This is a genomic window from Flavobacterium salmonis, from assembly GCF_903819435.1.
Lineage (GTDB): Bacteria > Bacteroidota > Bacteroidia > Flavobacteriales > Flavobacteriaceae > Flavobacterium > Flavobacterium chungangense.
In genome coordinates, this window is the sequence record NZ_CAIJDP010000071.1 from 72178 (window position 1) to 88723 (window position 16546).

Here is a 16546-nt window from a genome sequence, read left to right on the forward strand (position 1 = left end):
AAATGAAACACTTAATTACACTAACTTTTTTTCTGCTAACTTTCTCCACATTTGCCCAAAAACCTTGTGAATATGCTACGAATGTAATGGATTCAATTGGTACTTATAAAGTTACAAATGAGTATTTAATCAGTGAAAAAAACTTTGGCGGAACATCAAATTATATCTTTTTTTCTTTGGCAAAAACTGATGCCTTGCCAACATTAAATCTTCAATTAATTCAAAAAAGCAAAGATTTTATAAAAGCGGATTGTTTTGACAAAAACTCGAAAGTATTTTTACAATTGCAAAATGGCAAAATTGTAACCCTATTGCACATTAATCAGGAAAACTGCGGAACACTTATTCGTGATAAAGAGTTTAACAACAGGATAAATTCAGGAATTTTTGTGTTTATGAAAGATAATTATGAAGAATTGAAGAAATCACCTGTTACCATTATGAGAATCAAATATTTAACCGACACTCAGGATTATATTGTACGAAGTGAATTAACGTCTGAAATGAACGGAAAAGTATATCATCCGGATACTTATTTTATGGAAAACATCAGATGTATTGAATAATTAATCGCAATTCCATTTTTGACTGGAAACCTTGTCTTTCAAACCTGTTTTTAAATTATAATGCCACCATTCTGAATCAAAAGAATTAAAGCCATTTTCAGCCATTATTTTTCTAAGGAATTTTCTATTAGAAATTACTTTTTTTGAAAGTTTAGTATAGTTATGACTCGCCTGAATTCCAAAGAAATCAAAGGGAGTTCCCATGTCAACTTCCTTACCTCCGGCATCAACTATAGAAATATCAACGGCTCCTCCTCTATTATGAATGGAGCCTTTTTTTGGATCTGCTACATATTCAGGATTGGAAACAATTTCCCACATTTTTTTTTGAATAGACAAAGGTCTGTAACAGTCATACAGTTTTATTCTATAGCCTTTTTTCATAAACTTTTTATTAGCTGCTATCAAAGCCTTAACTGTTTTTAAACGCAAAAAACATTCGGCACAATCATAAACTTTAGCTTTTAAAAAATTATCCTCGGTCGCATATTTCATATCGTAGATAAAATCTTTACTGTACTCTTTTAAATTAACAAAAGTACTATCGGCAATTGTAGTTTCAGATGTATACACTTCATTTTGAGCTATGGAAGAAGAAGTCCAAAAAAAAGATATCAGAAAAAAAAACAAATTTGTAACTGTAGTTAATGGTGATTTTACTTTCATAATGAAGATTACTGTGTTTAGGTAAATATAAACAAAATTTAAAAAATGCCCATATTCTCAGGTTTAATCTTAAATCCTAAACGCACCATACTTTTATGTTCCCGGTAATCAATTAAACTTTCCGTATATCCTACAAACCACTGGAGTGTGAGGTAATAATTCTCATCTTTGTAGGGTCTCCAGTTTACCTGTGTCTGCAGGGACCCGTAATTGATAAGGCCGCTTCCTTTTCTAAAAAGGATGTCTGCACTCCATCGTCCCGGTTGTAGTTGGTAGGTTGCGCTTGCTTCACCATAACCTACATACTTAGTTAGTCCAGGATTATCTTCCTTATCAACAAGAGGAAACCATCCTCTAATGCCAACTGTCCATCTTGGCGAAACCTGAGATTTTAACGAAAAAGCCAGCATATTCCATGTTCTGGAATAAATAGAATCCCTGCCGTTTGATTCATGTTCTAATGAGATTGCGCCATAGGTCAGCCTTCCTCCTTTTAAATAAAATGGACGAACAATGGCTACACCTGGATTAAAATTGATTTCTGAAAATGGTTTTGAACTTGCGTAAATATCCCAAAAAGCTTTTTGAGTGTACATTAAATAAGGAAAGAAACCACCCCACAAAGGTTTTGAATTCAATCGTAATTTAAAGCTAACCTGATATTTTACATCAGCAGAGTTGCGATCAATATCAGCATTTATTGGTATTCCTGTTAAAAAATAATTATCTCTGTGAACAGAGAAACCAGGTTCTTTTAAAAGTGAATCTGCTGCGCGAAAATCTTTTCCGTGTTCTAAAATTTGAGTGTTCGCCTTGATTGAAAACAAAGCAACGAAAATTAATACGTATTTAAAGTACATTCTTTATGTAAATTGTAGTTATTTTTGGATTTATACTAATTTACGGCATTCAAAAAATCATATTAACTCAATAAATAAGAAAGTTAACCCAATAAATTTATTACAATTCCCTGACCATAAAACATCATTTAAAAAATTAGAACTTATATCCATTTTTATTGAAATCTCTAATCTCTACGCTCTCTCTTTTTGTATTTTATCAGGTGAAAAAAAATTCCGCACTGTACTAATATACCATTTTTATGGCCTGCTGTATAATACCGTTTTTTTTTTACCTTTTAGAAAAAGACATCACTACTCTTAAATAAGCAAGACCGTTTCCCCTTAAATTTTGTCCGTTTCAACTATTTTTTTTAGCGTTCACTCACTAATGACTTTTACGTTTGTACTATCAAATTAAAAAGGCATGTTGCCTGATAACATTTAAAATAGTAAATCATGAAAAATTTATTTTTGCTCTGCATTGTTCTGGTATCCACAAGTTCTTTTAGCCAAAGTTTTTTCGACAGACTACATTTTGGTCTTAAAGCTGGTGGCAATTACAGTGATTTTTACAATGCTGATTTTGACACAGAAGGTCTTCCCGGATTTCATGCCGGGGCGATTATAGCCTTTGATATTAATAAAAACTGGTCGGTACAGGAAGAGTTTTTATACTCTACACAAGGTGCAAAGTTAAAAAGCAAATTCTCTGATGACAAAGACCTAAAACTATCTTATATCTCAGTGCCAATTGTCGTAAAATATAAAACAGACTTCGGGTTATATTTTGAAGCAGGTCCTCAAGTAGGAATTTTAGCTTCTGAAGATTTTAAAGAAATAACCAATGATGATTTCGCAGAAAAAATTGATGCCGGTATGGTCGGAGGAATTGGGTATCAATTTTCGAATGGTTTAGGTATTGGAGCCAGATACTACATGGGATTGACCGATGTAAGCAAAATAAAATCAACCTCTGTAAAAACTGATTTTCAAAATCATATGTCACAAGTCAGTCTTTTTTACATTTTTTAAAGCAAATCAATTTCATTTTATAGCTAAAAGACAAATAGTACCACCTGTTGCAGGCGGTATTATTTGTTAATTAAAATTATAAGAGCAGTATTGCTATTTTTTGTACTTTTCCTCCATTAGAATACAAAAACAGAATAAATCCACACTTACAACAGTAATGAATAATATCGCAAAATCTTTCTCTCCTTTAATATTGAGGGAAATTTATAAAATGAACATTTTTTTGACGGTTTTAATATCGTTGATTGCATTATTTTTTCTGTTCATTTTTAAGAATTCGGCTATTCTCATACTGTTCATGACCTTAAAAAGTGTTTTTTACATTTTTACAGTAACATTTTCACTCTCCGCCATTTTGGAATTCTGTGCCGTAAAATTTCCAAATGATATTATTAAATTCAGGATTTGGCGTTATGGAACAAGTTTTTGTACATCCATAATACTTCAAATGTTATTATGGACGTTTTTCGCTTACATGGCTAATATTGTCTGGAGTCCTTACGATATCGAGCTTATTATGACCTTTTTAATGGAAGCTTTTTTTATTGCTTTTCTCGTACTTTTACTGCAGGATTTTGCCATTTTAAGATTAGCTAAAACACAAACTGAACTTGAAAATTCAAAATTACAGCTTCGCACTGCAGAAGCTGAGAATCTACTTTTAAAACAGCAGATACATCCACATTTTTTATTTAATTCGCTCAATACACTAAAAGCGCTATACAAAAAAGATCTCGCTCTTGGAGAGCATTATCTTATACAGCTGGCCGGTTTTCTAAGAGCTGCGGTTACACTCAATGACAGTATGGTTACAACTTTGCGGGAAGAACTGGATTTTTGTCAAAACTATCTTGAAATGCAGAAAATGCGTTTTGGCGAAGCATTAGAATGGAATATCAAAATTAATGATCCCAATATGCTCAAATTCAGTGTTCCTACTTTTTCTCTTCAGCCCTTGGCAGAAAATGCTATCAAGCACAATCGGTTTACAAAACAACAGCCTTTAAAAATTAAAATTGAGCAAAAAGAGCAATATATATCAGTATCGAATACAATGAACCTAAAGCAATCCGGTGAAACATCTTTAAAAAGTGGACTGACAAATCTGGCTGAGCGCTGCTTCATCTGTTCTGGAAATGAAATTATAATCAACAATGACGGCGTTACTTTTTCTGTAAGCTTTAAAATAAATACCGATGAAAATCATACTTATTGAAGATGAATCACTGGTAGCAGAAGATCTGGCATCCAGTCTGAAAAACTGTAGTGACGAGATCGAAATCGTAGCCTTATTGGGATCTGTAAAAGAAGCAATTGTTTACTTCAGAACAAATCCGCAGCCAGATCTTATCTTTAGCGATATTCAGTTAGGAGACGGTCTGAGTTTTGAAATTATAAAAACTGTACCACTTAATGTTCCTGTAATTTTTTGTACTGCTTTTAATGAATATGCACTTGATGCTTTTAAGGCCAATGGAATCGAATATATTCTGAAGCCTTTTAGTGCAGCCGAATTGAAAGCCGCCCTGGCTAAATTTCACAGCATGCAGCAATTAATGAGCAGTCAGATTGCTGAACAATATCAGAAAGCAATGGAGATAATTTCAAATCTCGAGCAGCCTGTTAGCACCTCTATACTGGTAAAATACAGAGATCGTCTCCTTCCTTTTTCCTTAGATAAAATTGCTTTGTTTTATGTCGAAACCGAAACAACGGTTATGCTCGCACATAATGGAAAAAGTTACACCCTGACTGAAAGCCTTGAAGATATGGAAAAGAGAACCAACCAATTTTTCTTCAGAATGAACAGGCAAGTCCTTGTAAACCGTAATGCAATAGCAGATGTAACAGATTATTTTCCGCGAAAGCTAAAAATAAACCTTTCATTACCTTTTCACAAAGATATTTTTGTCAGTAGGGAAAAAAGGTCAAAGGTATTAGCATGGTTAGGAAACTGATCTTAGTAAAAATACTCGCTTATAAATCAACTTTTGAGTTTTCCTTTAAAATAAATACTCAAACACTCAAGGAGGAGGCATAAAGCTAAAACTTAAGCAACCTCAATACTTCTAATGTATCATTTTCTTCGTTTCCTTTAATCAAAATCCTCACGTATAATTTCTATAACGGTTCACCCGCAAAATTGTCCGTTTGACTTTATTTTTTAAGCTTTATAAGAAATTGCTCTCTTACTTTCGCAGTATAATATCTTATTAAAACTAAATATAATGATTCAAAATAAAATTTTCTAAAAAGGTGATTCATGAACCTTCTATGATCCGGAACCAGAATATGGCTTTAAGGAAAGATAAAAAACAGTCTTAGATGTCTTTAAAAGCTCTATAAAAACCCAAATAACAAAACTACCATTTAAGGTAAAAGATGAAAAACGAAGTAAAACCCAAAATTAAAATTATGAAAACAATCTTTAAAATGATTTATGTAAAGGCCTTAGTAATAACAGCACTGCTATCTTTATCTTCTTGTGACAATAATGATGTAGATCCCTTCGGTTCTGCACGTCTTAAAGTAGTTAATGCTGCTCCCAACTCAGGCTCTCAAAAATTTGTCATGGCCAATATCCCTTACATTGGTGATCTGGATTATTTAGATCATTCTGTGTCCTATCATGATGTCGCTTCGGGAAACAATTTGGTGAGCCAGTTCAGAGATGAAAATGATAATAATTTGTATGCTACCGAAGAACTTGATCTGGATGATGATAAAAGATATACGGTATACCTGACCGGAGAATCAAGATCAGATTCTGAGGTAAGACTTTATGAAGATAATATTAGTGCTCCCCCTAGTGGAAAAGCCAAAGTAAAATTTATTCATTTAAGTAGTGGAGCTCCCTCAAATATTGATTTTATTGATGGGCAGGGCAACAACCTTGCTTTAAATATTAGACGCTACAGTCAAAGTAATTACTCTGAAATTAATGCGGGCTCATTAAGTATTCAGGTTCGTGGAAACGGCGGAACTGAAAATCTGGCAACGCTGCAGCCTACAAATTTTGCTTCAGGAAAAGTATATACTGTTTTTATAGCTGGGTCTTCTGCATCAGGATATGCAATAGAACAGATTTTACATAATTAAGGTAAAATATATTATAAGACGCCCCTCTAAATTATCAATTTAGAGGGCGTCGTTTTAAATCAAATTGTTTTTATTGTACAGATATATAAAGAACATAAGCTTTAAGAATCAAATTTAAATCGGTTTACAATAGTATCGGAAAGGATTAAATCTAATTGTTTAAAATATTTAATACCAAATACAATAGAAATACAAATCTTATTTCATTGTATACGAAACACTATTAGCTTCACAAAGCCTAAAATAGCCTAATGCAAAATCTTTTGTATCGTTAGTGTTGACAATATTTCCTCTAATATTACCAGGTGTGGTACCAAAAGGATTTGCACTTGATGCTTCAAAAATTAAATTCATATAATTATAAAAGCTTTTCGAAATTCCACGATGAACAATTTGAACCGTTTTGCCCGGTTTTAAATCTGTATCTGAGAATTCGTCTTTTATTTCATTTCCGTTATACAAATCATCATTTGACATTAAAGTGTAAGGAATTTTTAAAAAATCGGTTGTAAAATAAGACAGATAAAAATTTTGCTGATCAGCAGGATCGTCATAAAAGATAGAAAGCACCAATAAATCCGGACCTGATATGTCTGGTCTGTATTCTTGTTCTATTCTGTTAATTGGTGTTACAGGAGTCATTTTTTCTACGGCTGTAAAACTTTTTCCTTCAGCCTCAACAAAAAGAGTATAATCCATATTTAGTACCGGAACGAAATCGTTACAAACATAAAAGCCCGTTTCTGTTTCTGTAAAAGTAAAAACAGCACCTTCACTGTTTTCAACACGTACCTGCGCTCCCGAAACTTTTGGTGTGCTGCTATTATAATAAGGAGCCATTTTACTTATTTTTATGGTTTGTACCTTTCCGTCCGTATCTTTATTCCAAAGGATTTCAGCATCAATTACTATTTTAGCTTCCCCAGTTTCAAGATCAAGATTTACAACCTCCTCACAAGAGGATAACAATAAAATAAAAAGAAGACTGCATAAGATTAGTACTTTACTTTTAAAATTATTTTTTGCTGCTTTATTCATATTGTTAAAATTTAAAATTATAAGAAACGCCTGGAACTAATCCGTAAATTGATAATTTTTTGGTTTCATTTTGTCCTGTATCTTCATTTGTTGAAAATGTTATCGATGCAGCATTTTTTCTATTATAGATATTGTAAATGCTAAATACCCAATAGCTTTGCCATCCCTTCTTTTTATCTGGTTTGGGCGTATAAGTCGCGGCTAAATCTAAGTGATGGTAAAGAGGAAGCCGGTTTCCGTTTCGTAATGAAAAATTCGGTACGTTTAACCCGCCAAAATCATAATATCCATTAGCATAGGTCACAGGCTGTCCCGATTGCAAAGAAAAATTAGCATTATAAGACCATTTTGGACTGTATTCATATGTGCCTACAACACTTAAACTATGTAATTTGTCATATCCTGACAAATACCAGTTACCGTTTGCAATTCCTGGTTCTTCAGGTGTTCTTCCCGGAGTTTTTTGCTCTGCTCTTGACAAAGTATAAGAAACCCAGCCGTTAAAGCGACCAGTGTTTTTTCTAAATAATAATTCCATACCATACGATCTGGCTTTACCACTCAGGATTACCTGTTCTATATTATTGTTTGCCAATAAATTGGCACCTTCTACATAATCAATACGATTTTGTATTTTTTTATAAAACAATTCACCTTCAAAAGAATAATCACGATCTTTTATATTTTGAAAATATCCTATCGCATATTGATCCAGTAATTGCGGTTTCATAAAAGGACCGCTGGGTGTCCAGAGATTCATTGGCAAAGGCGATTGCGTGTTAGATAACATATGAATGTATTGTGCCATTCTGTTATAACTTGCTTTTACAGATGCATCATCGCTAAAAGTGTATGATAATGCAGCTCTTGGTTCAAAATTGTCAAATTTACTTATGATTTCGCCACTTTTATAAGATATGGTTCCTGTTGGAGTACCTTCCTGATAAATATTGTATTTTGGATTGTATACTACTGATTGTCCATCTTCATAAATACTTATTTCCTCGCTTCCTAAACGATAGAACAAACTGTAACGAAGTCCGTATCGCAGATTTAATTTCTCGGTAATCTGATGTTCAAAGTCTAAGTAAGCAGCAGATTCTAAAGAATATTTTCTATCCAATTGTTGGTAATTATACTGTGAATCTGAACTGGTAGGCTGTACTGTTCCTGGATTAAAATTATAATAAGTACCCTCAAGTCCATAGTTCAGTTTAAAATTTTGAGTAACGGACTGATTCCAATTGTATTTTAAACCATACGTTTGAACAGTATTCTTCCATTTGAATTTCTGAAAATCCAGATTAAGGTTAAATTTATAATCACTGTAGAAAACGGATAAGTTGGTATTTAAGTCATCTGAGAATTTATGTTTCCAGTTAAAAATCCCCATAGTGTTTCCAAAATTGATATCAACCAGATCGTTAAAACGGATTACATCATGTCCTAAATAACCTGAAAAACTAACCGTGTTGTTGTCATCAAAACGATAATTAAATTTAGCGTTAAGATCATAAAAACCAATACCTGCATTAACATCACCTAATTTTAAAAACAAATTTACATAAGAAGTTCGCCCGCCTATTATAAAAGAACCTTTGCCTTTTTTTATAGGTCCCTGTACCAAAAGGCGACTTGAAATTAAGCCTATTCCCCCATTTACCTTATAATTTTCAAGATCTCCTGTTTGTTGGTTTACATCAAGGACTGAAGAAACCCTTCCTCCAAATTTAGAAGGAATACCTCCTTTGTATAAATCTAAACCACTCATCATGTCGGCATTAAAAACAGAGAAAAAACCAAACATATGCGAATCTCCAAAAACGGGAGCGCCGTCCAGTAAAATCAGGTTCTGATCTGCTGCTCCACCGCGAACATTAAAGCCAGACGAAGCTTCGCCTGCATTGGTAACACCTGGCAATGTCAATAGAGATTTTAAGGGATCCGGCTCGCCCATTGCAGCCGGAATCTTCTTAATATCTTCCATGGTAAGCCTATTAACACTCATCTGAGTATTTCTCACATCAACTGCTTTGGTGTTGGTAATAATTACCTGTTCCAGCTGCTGACTATCGGCATCCATAACAAAGTTTATTCTTTCATCATCAGAAATTGTTATCAGTTTTTCTCCATTTTTAAAACCAACATAACTGACGATAATAGTATAAGTCCCTTTATTCAATTCTATTGAAAACTTTCCGTCTGCGTCAGTCGTAACACCTCTTTCCAGTTCTTTGATAAAAATATTGGCACCAATAACAGGCTCTTTGTTCTCATCTAAAACCTGACCGGTTAGCTTGTTTTTTTTTTTTGCTGTAGTTGCTTTAGCACTTTTTTGCTTTACGAAAATATTATTTCCAGCGATAGAAAACTGAATCAAAGTGTTCTTATTCAGTTCATTGATAAGTGCTTTTATTTCGATATTTTTATAAGTGCTTTTTTGATTAAAATACTTTTGATTTGTATTTATCTGATCCGTAAAAGCAAATTTAAAATCCGTTTGGTTCTCAATTTGCGTAAACACTTCTTTTAATGTCATATTTTGATCTACAGTTACCGTTACGTTTTGAGAGAACATAGACAGACTGAATAAAAAAAAGCATGCTGAAATTATATGCTTCATGAAATTTTGTATTTTTGAATTATTATTAAATGGGATAGTTCTATACTACCCTGACTATGAGGAGGATGTTTAGTTTCGCGGCTAGTGCATCCTTTTCTTTTCTATCGAAAAGTAATCTGTTTTAAATTTGCATTTATTTCAAAGTTTAGGTTATACATTTCTGCTATTAATTGAACAATTGTTTTTAAATCTTCTTTTTTATTGATTCGAACTGTAATTCGCTGATTATCATACTCACGTGGAATAGTCATTTTGTAACCATAGTTCTCCATTATGTAATTACTGACAGCACTCAGTTTTTCATTTTCAAAATCCGTAAATCTGTTAAATTCGGCTACTTCAGCAGTATTGTTTCCGTAGACAAACTTTTCTCCCGGTTTAAGTATCCATACTTTATTCTGGTCTTTTACATTCATTTGTACACTTCCTTCATAAAGAGCAACGGTCACTCCTTTTTGTACATTTTCCTGAACCGTAAAACTAGTACCTAACACAGTCGTTGTAGTTTCATTGCAGAAAACCTGAAAAGGATGTTTTTTATCTTTTTTAACTTTAAAATAAACTTCTCCCTCAACTATAATCTTTCTGTTGGTTTCAAAATTATTGGCATAAACAATTTTAGAATCCGGGCTCAGTTCTACCCTCGAACTATCCGGCAAGGCTACCATTTTTATTATTGAAGTATTATTTTCAATTGTATTTGAAGTAAGGTAAAAAGCATCCTGTAACGGGCTTCTGTTAAAATAAATACCGGTTCCTGTCAGCATAAAAATGATAACCGCTGCCGCTGCTGCATAGCGCCAAATTTTAAACTTTGGTCTTTTAGCATCAAAGGTTTTAGACTGAAATTCTTCCCACGAAGCTTCTTTTTCGCTGTCTGAATGTGAAATAGGAGTTTCATTCCATAATTTTTCAAATTCTTTGTCGAGTTTTTCTTTATCCATGATCTTTTATGGGTTAAGTTTTTTACAATAAAATCCTTGTTTAGAAAAAACACCATACACCATTTCCTGAATCTCTCTGTTGGTTTCGATCCTAAGAATTCTTTCGCGGTTTTTGAAATCAAAATTGATAATACAATCAGAAATGATGAATTGTAAAAGGGCTACAAGCAGACCTGCGTCTTTCTTTGTTCTGACATTCGTTTTATACGCTTCAATATGCATTTTTGTTCTCGTTTTTATATATAACAAACGAGAACAAAAAAGTTCCTAATGGTTTTCGACTTTTTTTCGAATAAATTTACTGGCGAGATAAATATGATTGGCAATTGTCTTTTCAGAAAGGTCTGTAATTTCCGCAATCTCCTTATAGCTAAGGTTTTCGAGTTTATGTAGCGTAAATATTTTTTGCTGCTGCTCCGGAAGCTGATTAATGAAAATTTGTAGTTTTTCCTGTCTTTCTTCAAAAATTCCGCTATCAGTATCCTCTTGTTCAACTTCGAGTTGCAAAGGGTCAAGCTGAATTATTTTATTTTCACGGTTAACATGATTGATGATAATGTTCTTGCAGATGGTGAACAATTGTTTATCAAACAGTACATCTTCATTAAGTAACTCCCTTTTATTATACAACCTCAAAAAAGTTTCCTGAACAAAATCCTGGGGAGTAAGAACTGTAAAATTAAAACGTTTTGCTATGTTTATCAGTTTGTCGTAATACTTTAGATAAGCCTCCTTAAAAGCAGCTTCATTACCTTTTTTTAAACTAACTATAAACTTTTTGTTCATCTGGTAAAGATAATAACTAGTCTTAAAAAGTCAAATATTCCTATAATTTTAAATCAAAATATTTAAAAAGCCTTCCTAAAAAGCAAAAAACCCGAAGTGATCGGGTTTTTGTTTAAAAATTAACTCTGGTCGACAATCTCCTTGCTCCTGTTGAGTTGGGATGAATTTCATCTCGCCGGTACTGGGATGAATTTAAGAGTCCGCGATAATCTATGATTCGGGTTTGAAAACGATAACCCTGATGGGTAAAATGATTTTTGATTTGCCACAATAACGAATAAAATTTATCCAATAACCGAATAATGATATAGCATCTCAAAATTTCATCAGTAATAGCTAAAGCATCAAAAACCGGTTTAATCCAGGGCCCTAAAGGCAAATCAACTCCTATAATTGAAGGTCTCACACCAAGTTTGTATAAAGGGTAATCATAAGTATGCATATAAAATATTGTATTGGGAGTAGCATGTGCGTTAACAATACTTCCAAAACCAAGATAATTTCGCTTAATTGTATTAAAAATTAAATCCAGATTGACTGAATTAAAAAGTGCATTATCAAAAGTAGCTGTATTTAAATATCTTTTATATAAAATACATTTTTGATACAAAACATCTCCGGAAGGAAGGTTTATAAGTTCACTTAATTTTGCCTGATCAGTAAAGAAATTCGAATTAAAAGAAGTAACTCCGGCATTTAATATTCGGCCCAGCTGTGGAAAAACATCATTTCCGCCACCACTAAAATAAATCCGGTCAATTCGGTAACCACTGACATATTGTACAAAATGAGTTCTGTCAGCATACATCTGCGAAGTTGTTTCTCCAAATTTTGCCAAATGCAGGCAATTTAGATTAAGCCTTTGATTTCGGTCAGTAATGGTGTCATATAAGTCAAGAACTCTTGGTACAGGGTAATCCAGCCAGGAATCTCCCTCAAAAATCACATTTAGTGTATCGGTATTTCCGGCATTTCTCCTAAATAAAAACGAATTGGTCAAAAACGGCTGATGCAACGACTCATCTTCTCCTTCTGCCAGCGATATGCCCGACAGGCTCAACTGCTTCAATGCATTATAAGTCTCATCATTTGGATTAATCAAACCGGTAACTACAATTTTATAGTTGGTCTGAAAATTCAAAATTGAAATAACAGTATTGTCCGTTAAACTGTTTGTAATACTGCCGCTATTGGTTATGGGATATCCTAATATTTTGAGATAATCATGAATTTGCGAAACATCTGACGGATTGTTTACCCCATTCAATCCAACACTGTTATTTATGCCACCTTGTGTTACTACAGCTGGCAAATTAGAATTAATTATCGGGGTATTTGAAATTAAATTTTCCATGGTATTTCAGGTTTAAGTTATTCTGTTTGGATTGATGTAACCATGTCCGGCTCTAAAAATCTCTAATTTATTATCTTTGAAAGAAGCAGTATCACAGGCGCTAAAAAGTTTTTTTCGTATTGAAATAATATCCAGGTTAGGTTCTTTCTCCAGAATTTTCATTACCAAAGAAGCAACATAGGGTGCTGCCATACTGCTACCGCTTTTAGAAGTAAGCTTATTTGACGCTCTGTTTTCTCTGCTCGAAGAGGAGCAGGATGATTTTATCTTAAACCCAGGGGCGACAAGTTCTGGCTTCATTCGCCCATCAGCGGTTGGTCCGGAACTGCTAAAAGAAAGGATCGGTTTTGCATCATCATTCTGATTGTAGGCTCCTACAACAATACTGTATTTTGAATTACAGATCGAGTTTGTTGTATGCGTTTTATTTACAATAGCTGGTAAAAAGATAGATTGTCCGCCATCATCGCGCTCGATATAGCAATGGTAGCGACCGTTGTTGACAGTTCTGCCTATTAATTCAATCGTCCAGAATTTAGAATTCAGTTTTCCATTAACGAGAATATTAATTTGATTTTTACCGGTATTAGGTTCTTTACATCTGTGCAGACAAATTCCAACCTGATCATCATCTTTTACAATTAATTCATCTTTAAAAGGTGTTGACGAAAGCAATATTTTTTGATTGTCATCATAAATATTCACACTTAAAATATCATCACCGTCGTACCAGATTTCCATTTCGTTTGGTGTACGATCATGCTTTTTGAACATCCACGGAATTTTGACTTTCTGATTCAATTTAATATCACCATAAGTATGCGCATTCGCCTGATGATAATTTCCGGTACTTTGTACAATCGCTGTTCCTTTTCTGTGCGTCACGATATAGTCGATGACCTGTTCAAACAGGGTTAATCCAAAATGATGATCGCCATGACCTCCCAGACTCATGTTTATTACAAGAGGCCGTTCACCGGCTTGTTTTGTAATAAAATATAAACCATCGCAGCCTTTTACAGAATCGCCCAAAGACAAATTAGATCCGTTTACATAATTGGTCCCCATATCTACCGCTATAATCGAGGCATTTGGCGCAAAACTTTGGGGTGCAACGGCGCCATTTCCACAGGCAATTCCGAGTACATGCGTACCATGGGTTCCGTTACCAAACAAATCGGATTTTCCCGGATGATAACCAAGTTTCTTAAAAGGAAACTCATCTAATAAAGCTTCATTGATCTGTGCCTGGCTAATTATCCTTCCATATCCAAATTCATTACCATCATATCTGTCAGACTGCACCCAAATTTTTTCAAAGCGTGTTTTACCGTTATTAATAAAATCGGGATGGCTAAAATCGAAACCAAAATCAATAATTCCAAAAACCACATTCGAGACAGTATCGCTTAAAACCTCATTTTTTTTATCTAAAACCCTGGTTTCAGGATTAGGCTCAACATCGTCATTTGCAGGAATCACACTCGGAGCTTTCAGACTTTTTACTTTTTTACTGTTGTAAATAGAACATAAATAACGACGTTGCGTTTGGATGCTTACAATTTCTCCAAATTCTGAAATAATTTTGCAATGATCAGGATAGTCTTTTTCTTTTTCCAAACGCATTAACAACGATAGTTCTTCGTCAGGATTACCATATAATATAACTTTGAGTCTTGGATCCATTAGTTTGTTTTTAAGGTTCTAGATTAATTTGGTCTAACTTATATTTTATCTCATACAATTCAGAATTGAGATACGTGAAATAAAGATTTTCTTCAACCAAAGAGAAGAAAACTACATTTATTTCGTTTTCCTGAGTGATGAAATTGTTGATTTCGCTAATATATTGTGTATTTTTAAGATCAATTTTTTTTAATCCTGAAATAAAATCCTGATCTATTTGCTGCAGTTTCAAAAAATTAGTATCAGCTGCTATTTTACTAACCAGTTCGATTGTTTTATCAATTGAAAAAACCTTTTTGGGAATTAATTCTTTAAATAATATTTTTTTTTCTTCCTCGGCTTTTTTTGAAAATTTCAGATTACTGGAAAACAAACCGGGACGAATACAATTGATTTTTTTCAGAATTTCAGTGGTCGTTTTCTCAATCCTGTCTAATACAACGGTTTCAGGGTGATCAACTACCGTTTTCATTTCTGATTATTTTTAGGCAGCCCTTTTTGGTCTTTTGTACCTCCAGAAGCCTCAGGGGACTGATTTCCTTTAGAAATTTCCTCCAGTTTCTTTTTGATTTCCAGAATTGATTCATTTATTACTACATGGTTCTTTTCTAAAAACGTAATTTTTGTTTCTAATTTTTCTGCAATCATCTTATTAAACTCTGCTTTGTTGGCTTCTAAACCTTTAGTAATCTCATCTTTTAAAATTTGATTACTATTTGAAATTTCATTTTTTACCGCTTCTAATGTTATAACCTCTGCCTGTGTTGCTGGGGTTCCGGTTGGAGTTTCGGTAGAAGTTCCTGACGGATTTGTGGGTGCACCTGTATCCGTTGCAGGGTTTGTCCCCGGAGTAGTATCCGGTGCTGGTGTACCAGGATTACTGCCGGTACCTGCAGATGTTGTTACAGCAACTGCCGTACTAAACTTCTCCCCTTCTATTTTAGCTTTGTTGTCGATAATTAAATAACTCATCAATGGATTTTCAGAAACCATACCTGTTAACAAGGCTGTATTCGTTATTTCCTGATTACCGGGAACATTATAGAATGCTGCCCTGCTGTTTGCTATTATGTAATTAACTAATATATTAAATGGATTCATCTTTTTATTTTTAAGGGTTAATAGAATAAAAGGGCAATTGGGTGTCAATTGCCCTTTTTACATTTATTTATTCATCATCATCATCATGACAAGAGGCATCATCGTATTATTGTTATTGCTGGTATTACCCTGATTTTGCTGAGACATAATCATTACCATTGGTAACATCATGTTCATATTGTCTGATTTTCCGGAACCAGAATCTCCCATAGTTGTCATCATTGGTAAAAGCATAGACATTGTCTGATCAACATAAATAGCATTTGTATCTTTTTTTTCAGCTATATTTTTTGAAATTACATTCCCTTCTTTATCAAGAACTTCAATAATCTCTAAATTTTCAGGTTTAAGTTTTGGCTGATTCAATAAAGACCCCATCATACTCATCATTTGCATGTTCTTTAAAACCTTAGTTTGATTTTCACCTTTACGGGCATCCAACTTTGCAAGTTCTGTATGTTTTTGATCTAATGCAACCAATGTTTTATTTGTTGCCAAAGAGGTTTTCTTCAATTCGTTTACCTGGCTTGAAATCGCGTCTAATGATTTCTTTAACTCACTTTTGGTAGCATAATCATTTGCTCTTCCGCTTAGTGCTTTTCCAAAATTAGATCTTTGCTTTACGGCTGAACTCACATTTGGTCTTATTCCTTTTATTGAAGGTCTTCTGCGTTTGGCAGCTTCATCATAACTTTCGTCATAGCTTTCTAATAAATCTTCGCCTAAAAGGTCTTCGTTGAAATAATCTTCATTTAATAAATCTTCATCTAAATAACTTTCGAAATAATTCATAATTTTAAATATTAATG

At 33.5% G+C, this 16546-nt stretch carries 17 protein-coding genes; 5 read left to right on the forward strand and 12 right to left on the reverse strand.

The features are described from left to right. Nucleotides 1-2: 2 nt before the first annotated feature. The gene (locus FLACHUCJ7_RS13495; protein ID WP_180909230.1) at nucleotides 3-566 is read left to right on the forward strand and encodes a hypothetical protein; all 564 of its coding nucleotides are present in this window, start codon (nucleotides 3-5) and stop codon (nucleotides 564-566) included. On the opposite strand, the gene FLACHUCJ7_RS13500 is transcribed toward FLACHUCJ7_RS13495, so the two are convergent. Both FLACHUCJ7_RS13500 and FLACHUCJ7_RS13505 read right to left on the reverse strand, forming a co-directional pair. Then, nucleotides 567-1232: a M15 family metallopeptidase gene (locus FLACHUCJ7_RS13500; RefSeq protein WP_078226702.1), complete on the reverse strand. Its 666-nt coding sequence runs from the start codon at nucleotides 1230-1232 to the stop codon at nucleotides 567-569. A gap of 38 nt (nucleotides 1233-1270) precedes the next feature. Next, entirely contained in the window at nucleotides 1271-2092 is an 822-nt protein-coding gene (locus tag FLACHUCJ7_RS13505; RefSeq protein WP_180909231.1) for a phospholipase A, read from the reverse strand. 438 nt (nucleotides 2093-2530) lie between these two features. Between FLACHUCJ7_RS13505 and FLACHUCJ7_RS13510 the strand changes: the two genes are divergently transcribed. The 4 genes from FLACHUCJ7_RS13510 (at nucleotide 2531) to FLACHUCJ7_RS13525 (ending at nucleotide 6205) form a co-directional block, all read left to right on the forward strand. Beyond that, nucleotides 2531-3106 carry a porin family protein gene (locus FLACHUCJ7_RS13510; protein ID WP_078226700.1) on the forward strand — a complete coding sequence of 192 codons (576 nt, stop codon included), beginning with the start codon at nucleotides 2531-2533 and terminating at the stop codon, nucleotides 3104-3106. Nucleotides 3107-3404: 298 nt separating this feature from the next. After that, on the forward strand, nucleotides 3405-4322 hold the full coding sequence (locus FLACHUCJ7_RS13515) for a sensor histidine kinase (RefSeq protein WP_219634095.1): 918 nt from the start codon (nucleotides 3405-3407) through the stop codon (nucleotides 4320-4322). Then, the gene (locus FLACHUCJ7_RS13520) at nucleotides 4303-5064 is read left to right on the forward strand and encodes a LytR/AlgR family response regulator transcription factor (protein ID WP_180909233.1); all 762 of its coding nucleotides are present in this window, start codon (nucleotides 4303-4305) and stop codon (nucleotides 5062-5064) included. The genes FLACHUCJ7_RS13515 and FLACHUCJ7_RS13520 overlap by 20 nt, the downstream gene beginning before the upstream one ends. Nucleotides 5065-5521: 457 nt before the next feature. Next, nucleotides 5522-6205 carry a DUF4397 domain-containing protein gene (locus tag FLACHUCJ7_RS13525; protein ID WP_180909234.1) on the forward strand — a complete coding sequence of 228 codons (684 nt, stop codon included), beginning with the start codon at nucleotides 5522-5524 and terminating at the stop codon, nucleotides 6203-6205. A gap of 198 nt (nucleotides 6206-6403) precedes the next feature. Here FLACHUCJ7_RS13525 and FLACHUCJ7_RS13530 read toward each other — a convergent pair whose 3' ends face one another. The 10 genes from FLACHUCJ7_RS13530 to FLACHUCJ7_RS13575 all read right to left on the reverse strand — a co-directional run bounded on the left by FLACHUCJ7_RS13530 (nucleotide 6404) and on the right by FLACHUCJ7_RS13575 (nucleotide 16529). Next, nucleotides 6404-7243 carry a DUF4249 domain-containing protein gene (locus FLACHUCJ7_RS13530; protein ID WP_180909235.1) on the reverse strand — a complete coding sequence of 280 codons (840 nt, stop codon included), beginning with the start codon at nucleotides 7241-7243 and terminating at the stop codon, nucleotides 6404-6406. 4 nt (nucleotides 7244-7247) lie between these two features. Next, nucleotides 7248-9866 (reverse strand): TonB-dependent receptor, encoded by a 2619-nt coding sequence (locus FLACHUCJ7_RS13535; protein ID WP_180909236.1) that lies wholly within the window; start codon nucleotides 9864-9866, stop codon nucleotides 7248-7250. 101 nt (nucleotides 9867-9967) lie between these two features. After that, a complete protein-coding gene (locus FLACHUCJ7_RS13540) occupies nucleotides 9968-10810 on the reverse strand; it encodes a FecR family protein (RefSeq protein ID WP_180909237.1) in 843 nt (280 codons plus the stop codon). A gap of 6 nt (nucleotides 10811-10816) precedes the next feature. Beyond that, nucleotides 10817-11032, reverse strand: a complete 216-nt coding sequence (locus tag FLACHUCJ7_RS13545; RefSeq protein ID WP_031455845.1) for a hypothetical protein — start codon at nucleotides 11030-11032, stop codon at nucleotides 10817-10819. 45 nt (nucleotides 11033-11077) lie between these two features. Then, the gene (locus FLACHUCJ7_RS13550; protein ID WP_078226693.1) at nucleotides 11078-11596 is read right to left on the reverse strand and encodes an RNA polymerase sigma factor; all 519 of its coding nucleotides are present in this window, start codon (nucleotides 11594-11596) and stop codon (nucleotides 11078-11080) included. A 112-nt stretch (nucleotides 11597-11708) separates the two neighbouring features. Continuing rightward, nucleotides 11709-12950 (reverse strand): peptidoglycan-binding domain-containing protein, encoded by a 1242-nt coding sequence (locus FLACHUCJ7_RS13555; RefSeq protein WP_180909238.1) that lies wholly within the window; start codon nucleotides 12948-12950, stop codon nucleotides 11709-11711. A gap of 12 nt (nucleotides 12951-12962) precedes the next feature. Further along, a complete protein-coding gene (locus FLACHUCJ7_RS13560) occupies nucleotides 12963-14636 on the reverse strand; it encodes a S8 family serine peptidase (RefSeq protein WP_180909239.1) in 1674 nt (557 codons plus the stop codon). Nucleotides 14637-14646: 10 nt separating this feature from the next. Beyond that, nucleotides 14647-15108 (reverse strand): hypothetical protein, encoded by a 462-nt coding sequence (locus FLACHUCJ7_RS13565; protein ID WP_180909240.1) that lies wholly within the window; start codon nucleotides 15106-15108, stop codon nucleotides 14647-14649. Next, nucleotides 15105-15737 (reverse strand): hypothetical protein, encoded by a 633-nt coding sequence (locus FLACHUCJ7_RS13570; protein ID WP_180909241.1) that lies wholly within the window; start codon nucleotides 15735-15737, stop codon nucleotides 15105-15107. Before FLACHUCJ7_RS13570 ends, FLACHUCJ7_RS13565 begins: the two co-directional genes overlap by 4 nt. Before the next feature lie 63 nt (nucleotides 15738-15800). Further along, nucleotides 15801-16529 (reverse strand): hypothetical protein, encoded by a 729-nt coding sequence (locus tag FLACHUCJ7_RS13575; RefSeq protein ID WP_078226688.1) that lies wholly within the window; start codon nucleotides 16527-16529, stop codon nucleotides 15801-15803. Between the last annotated feature and the right edge of the window lie 17 nt (nucleotides 16530-16546).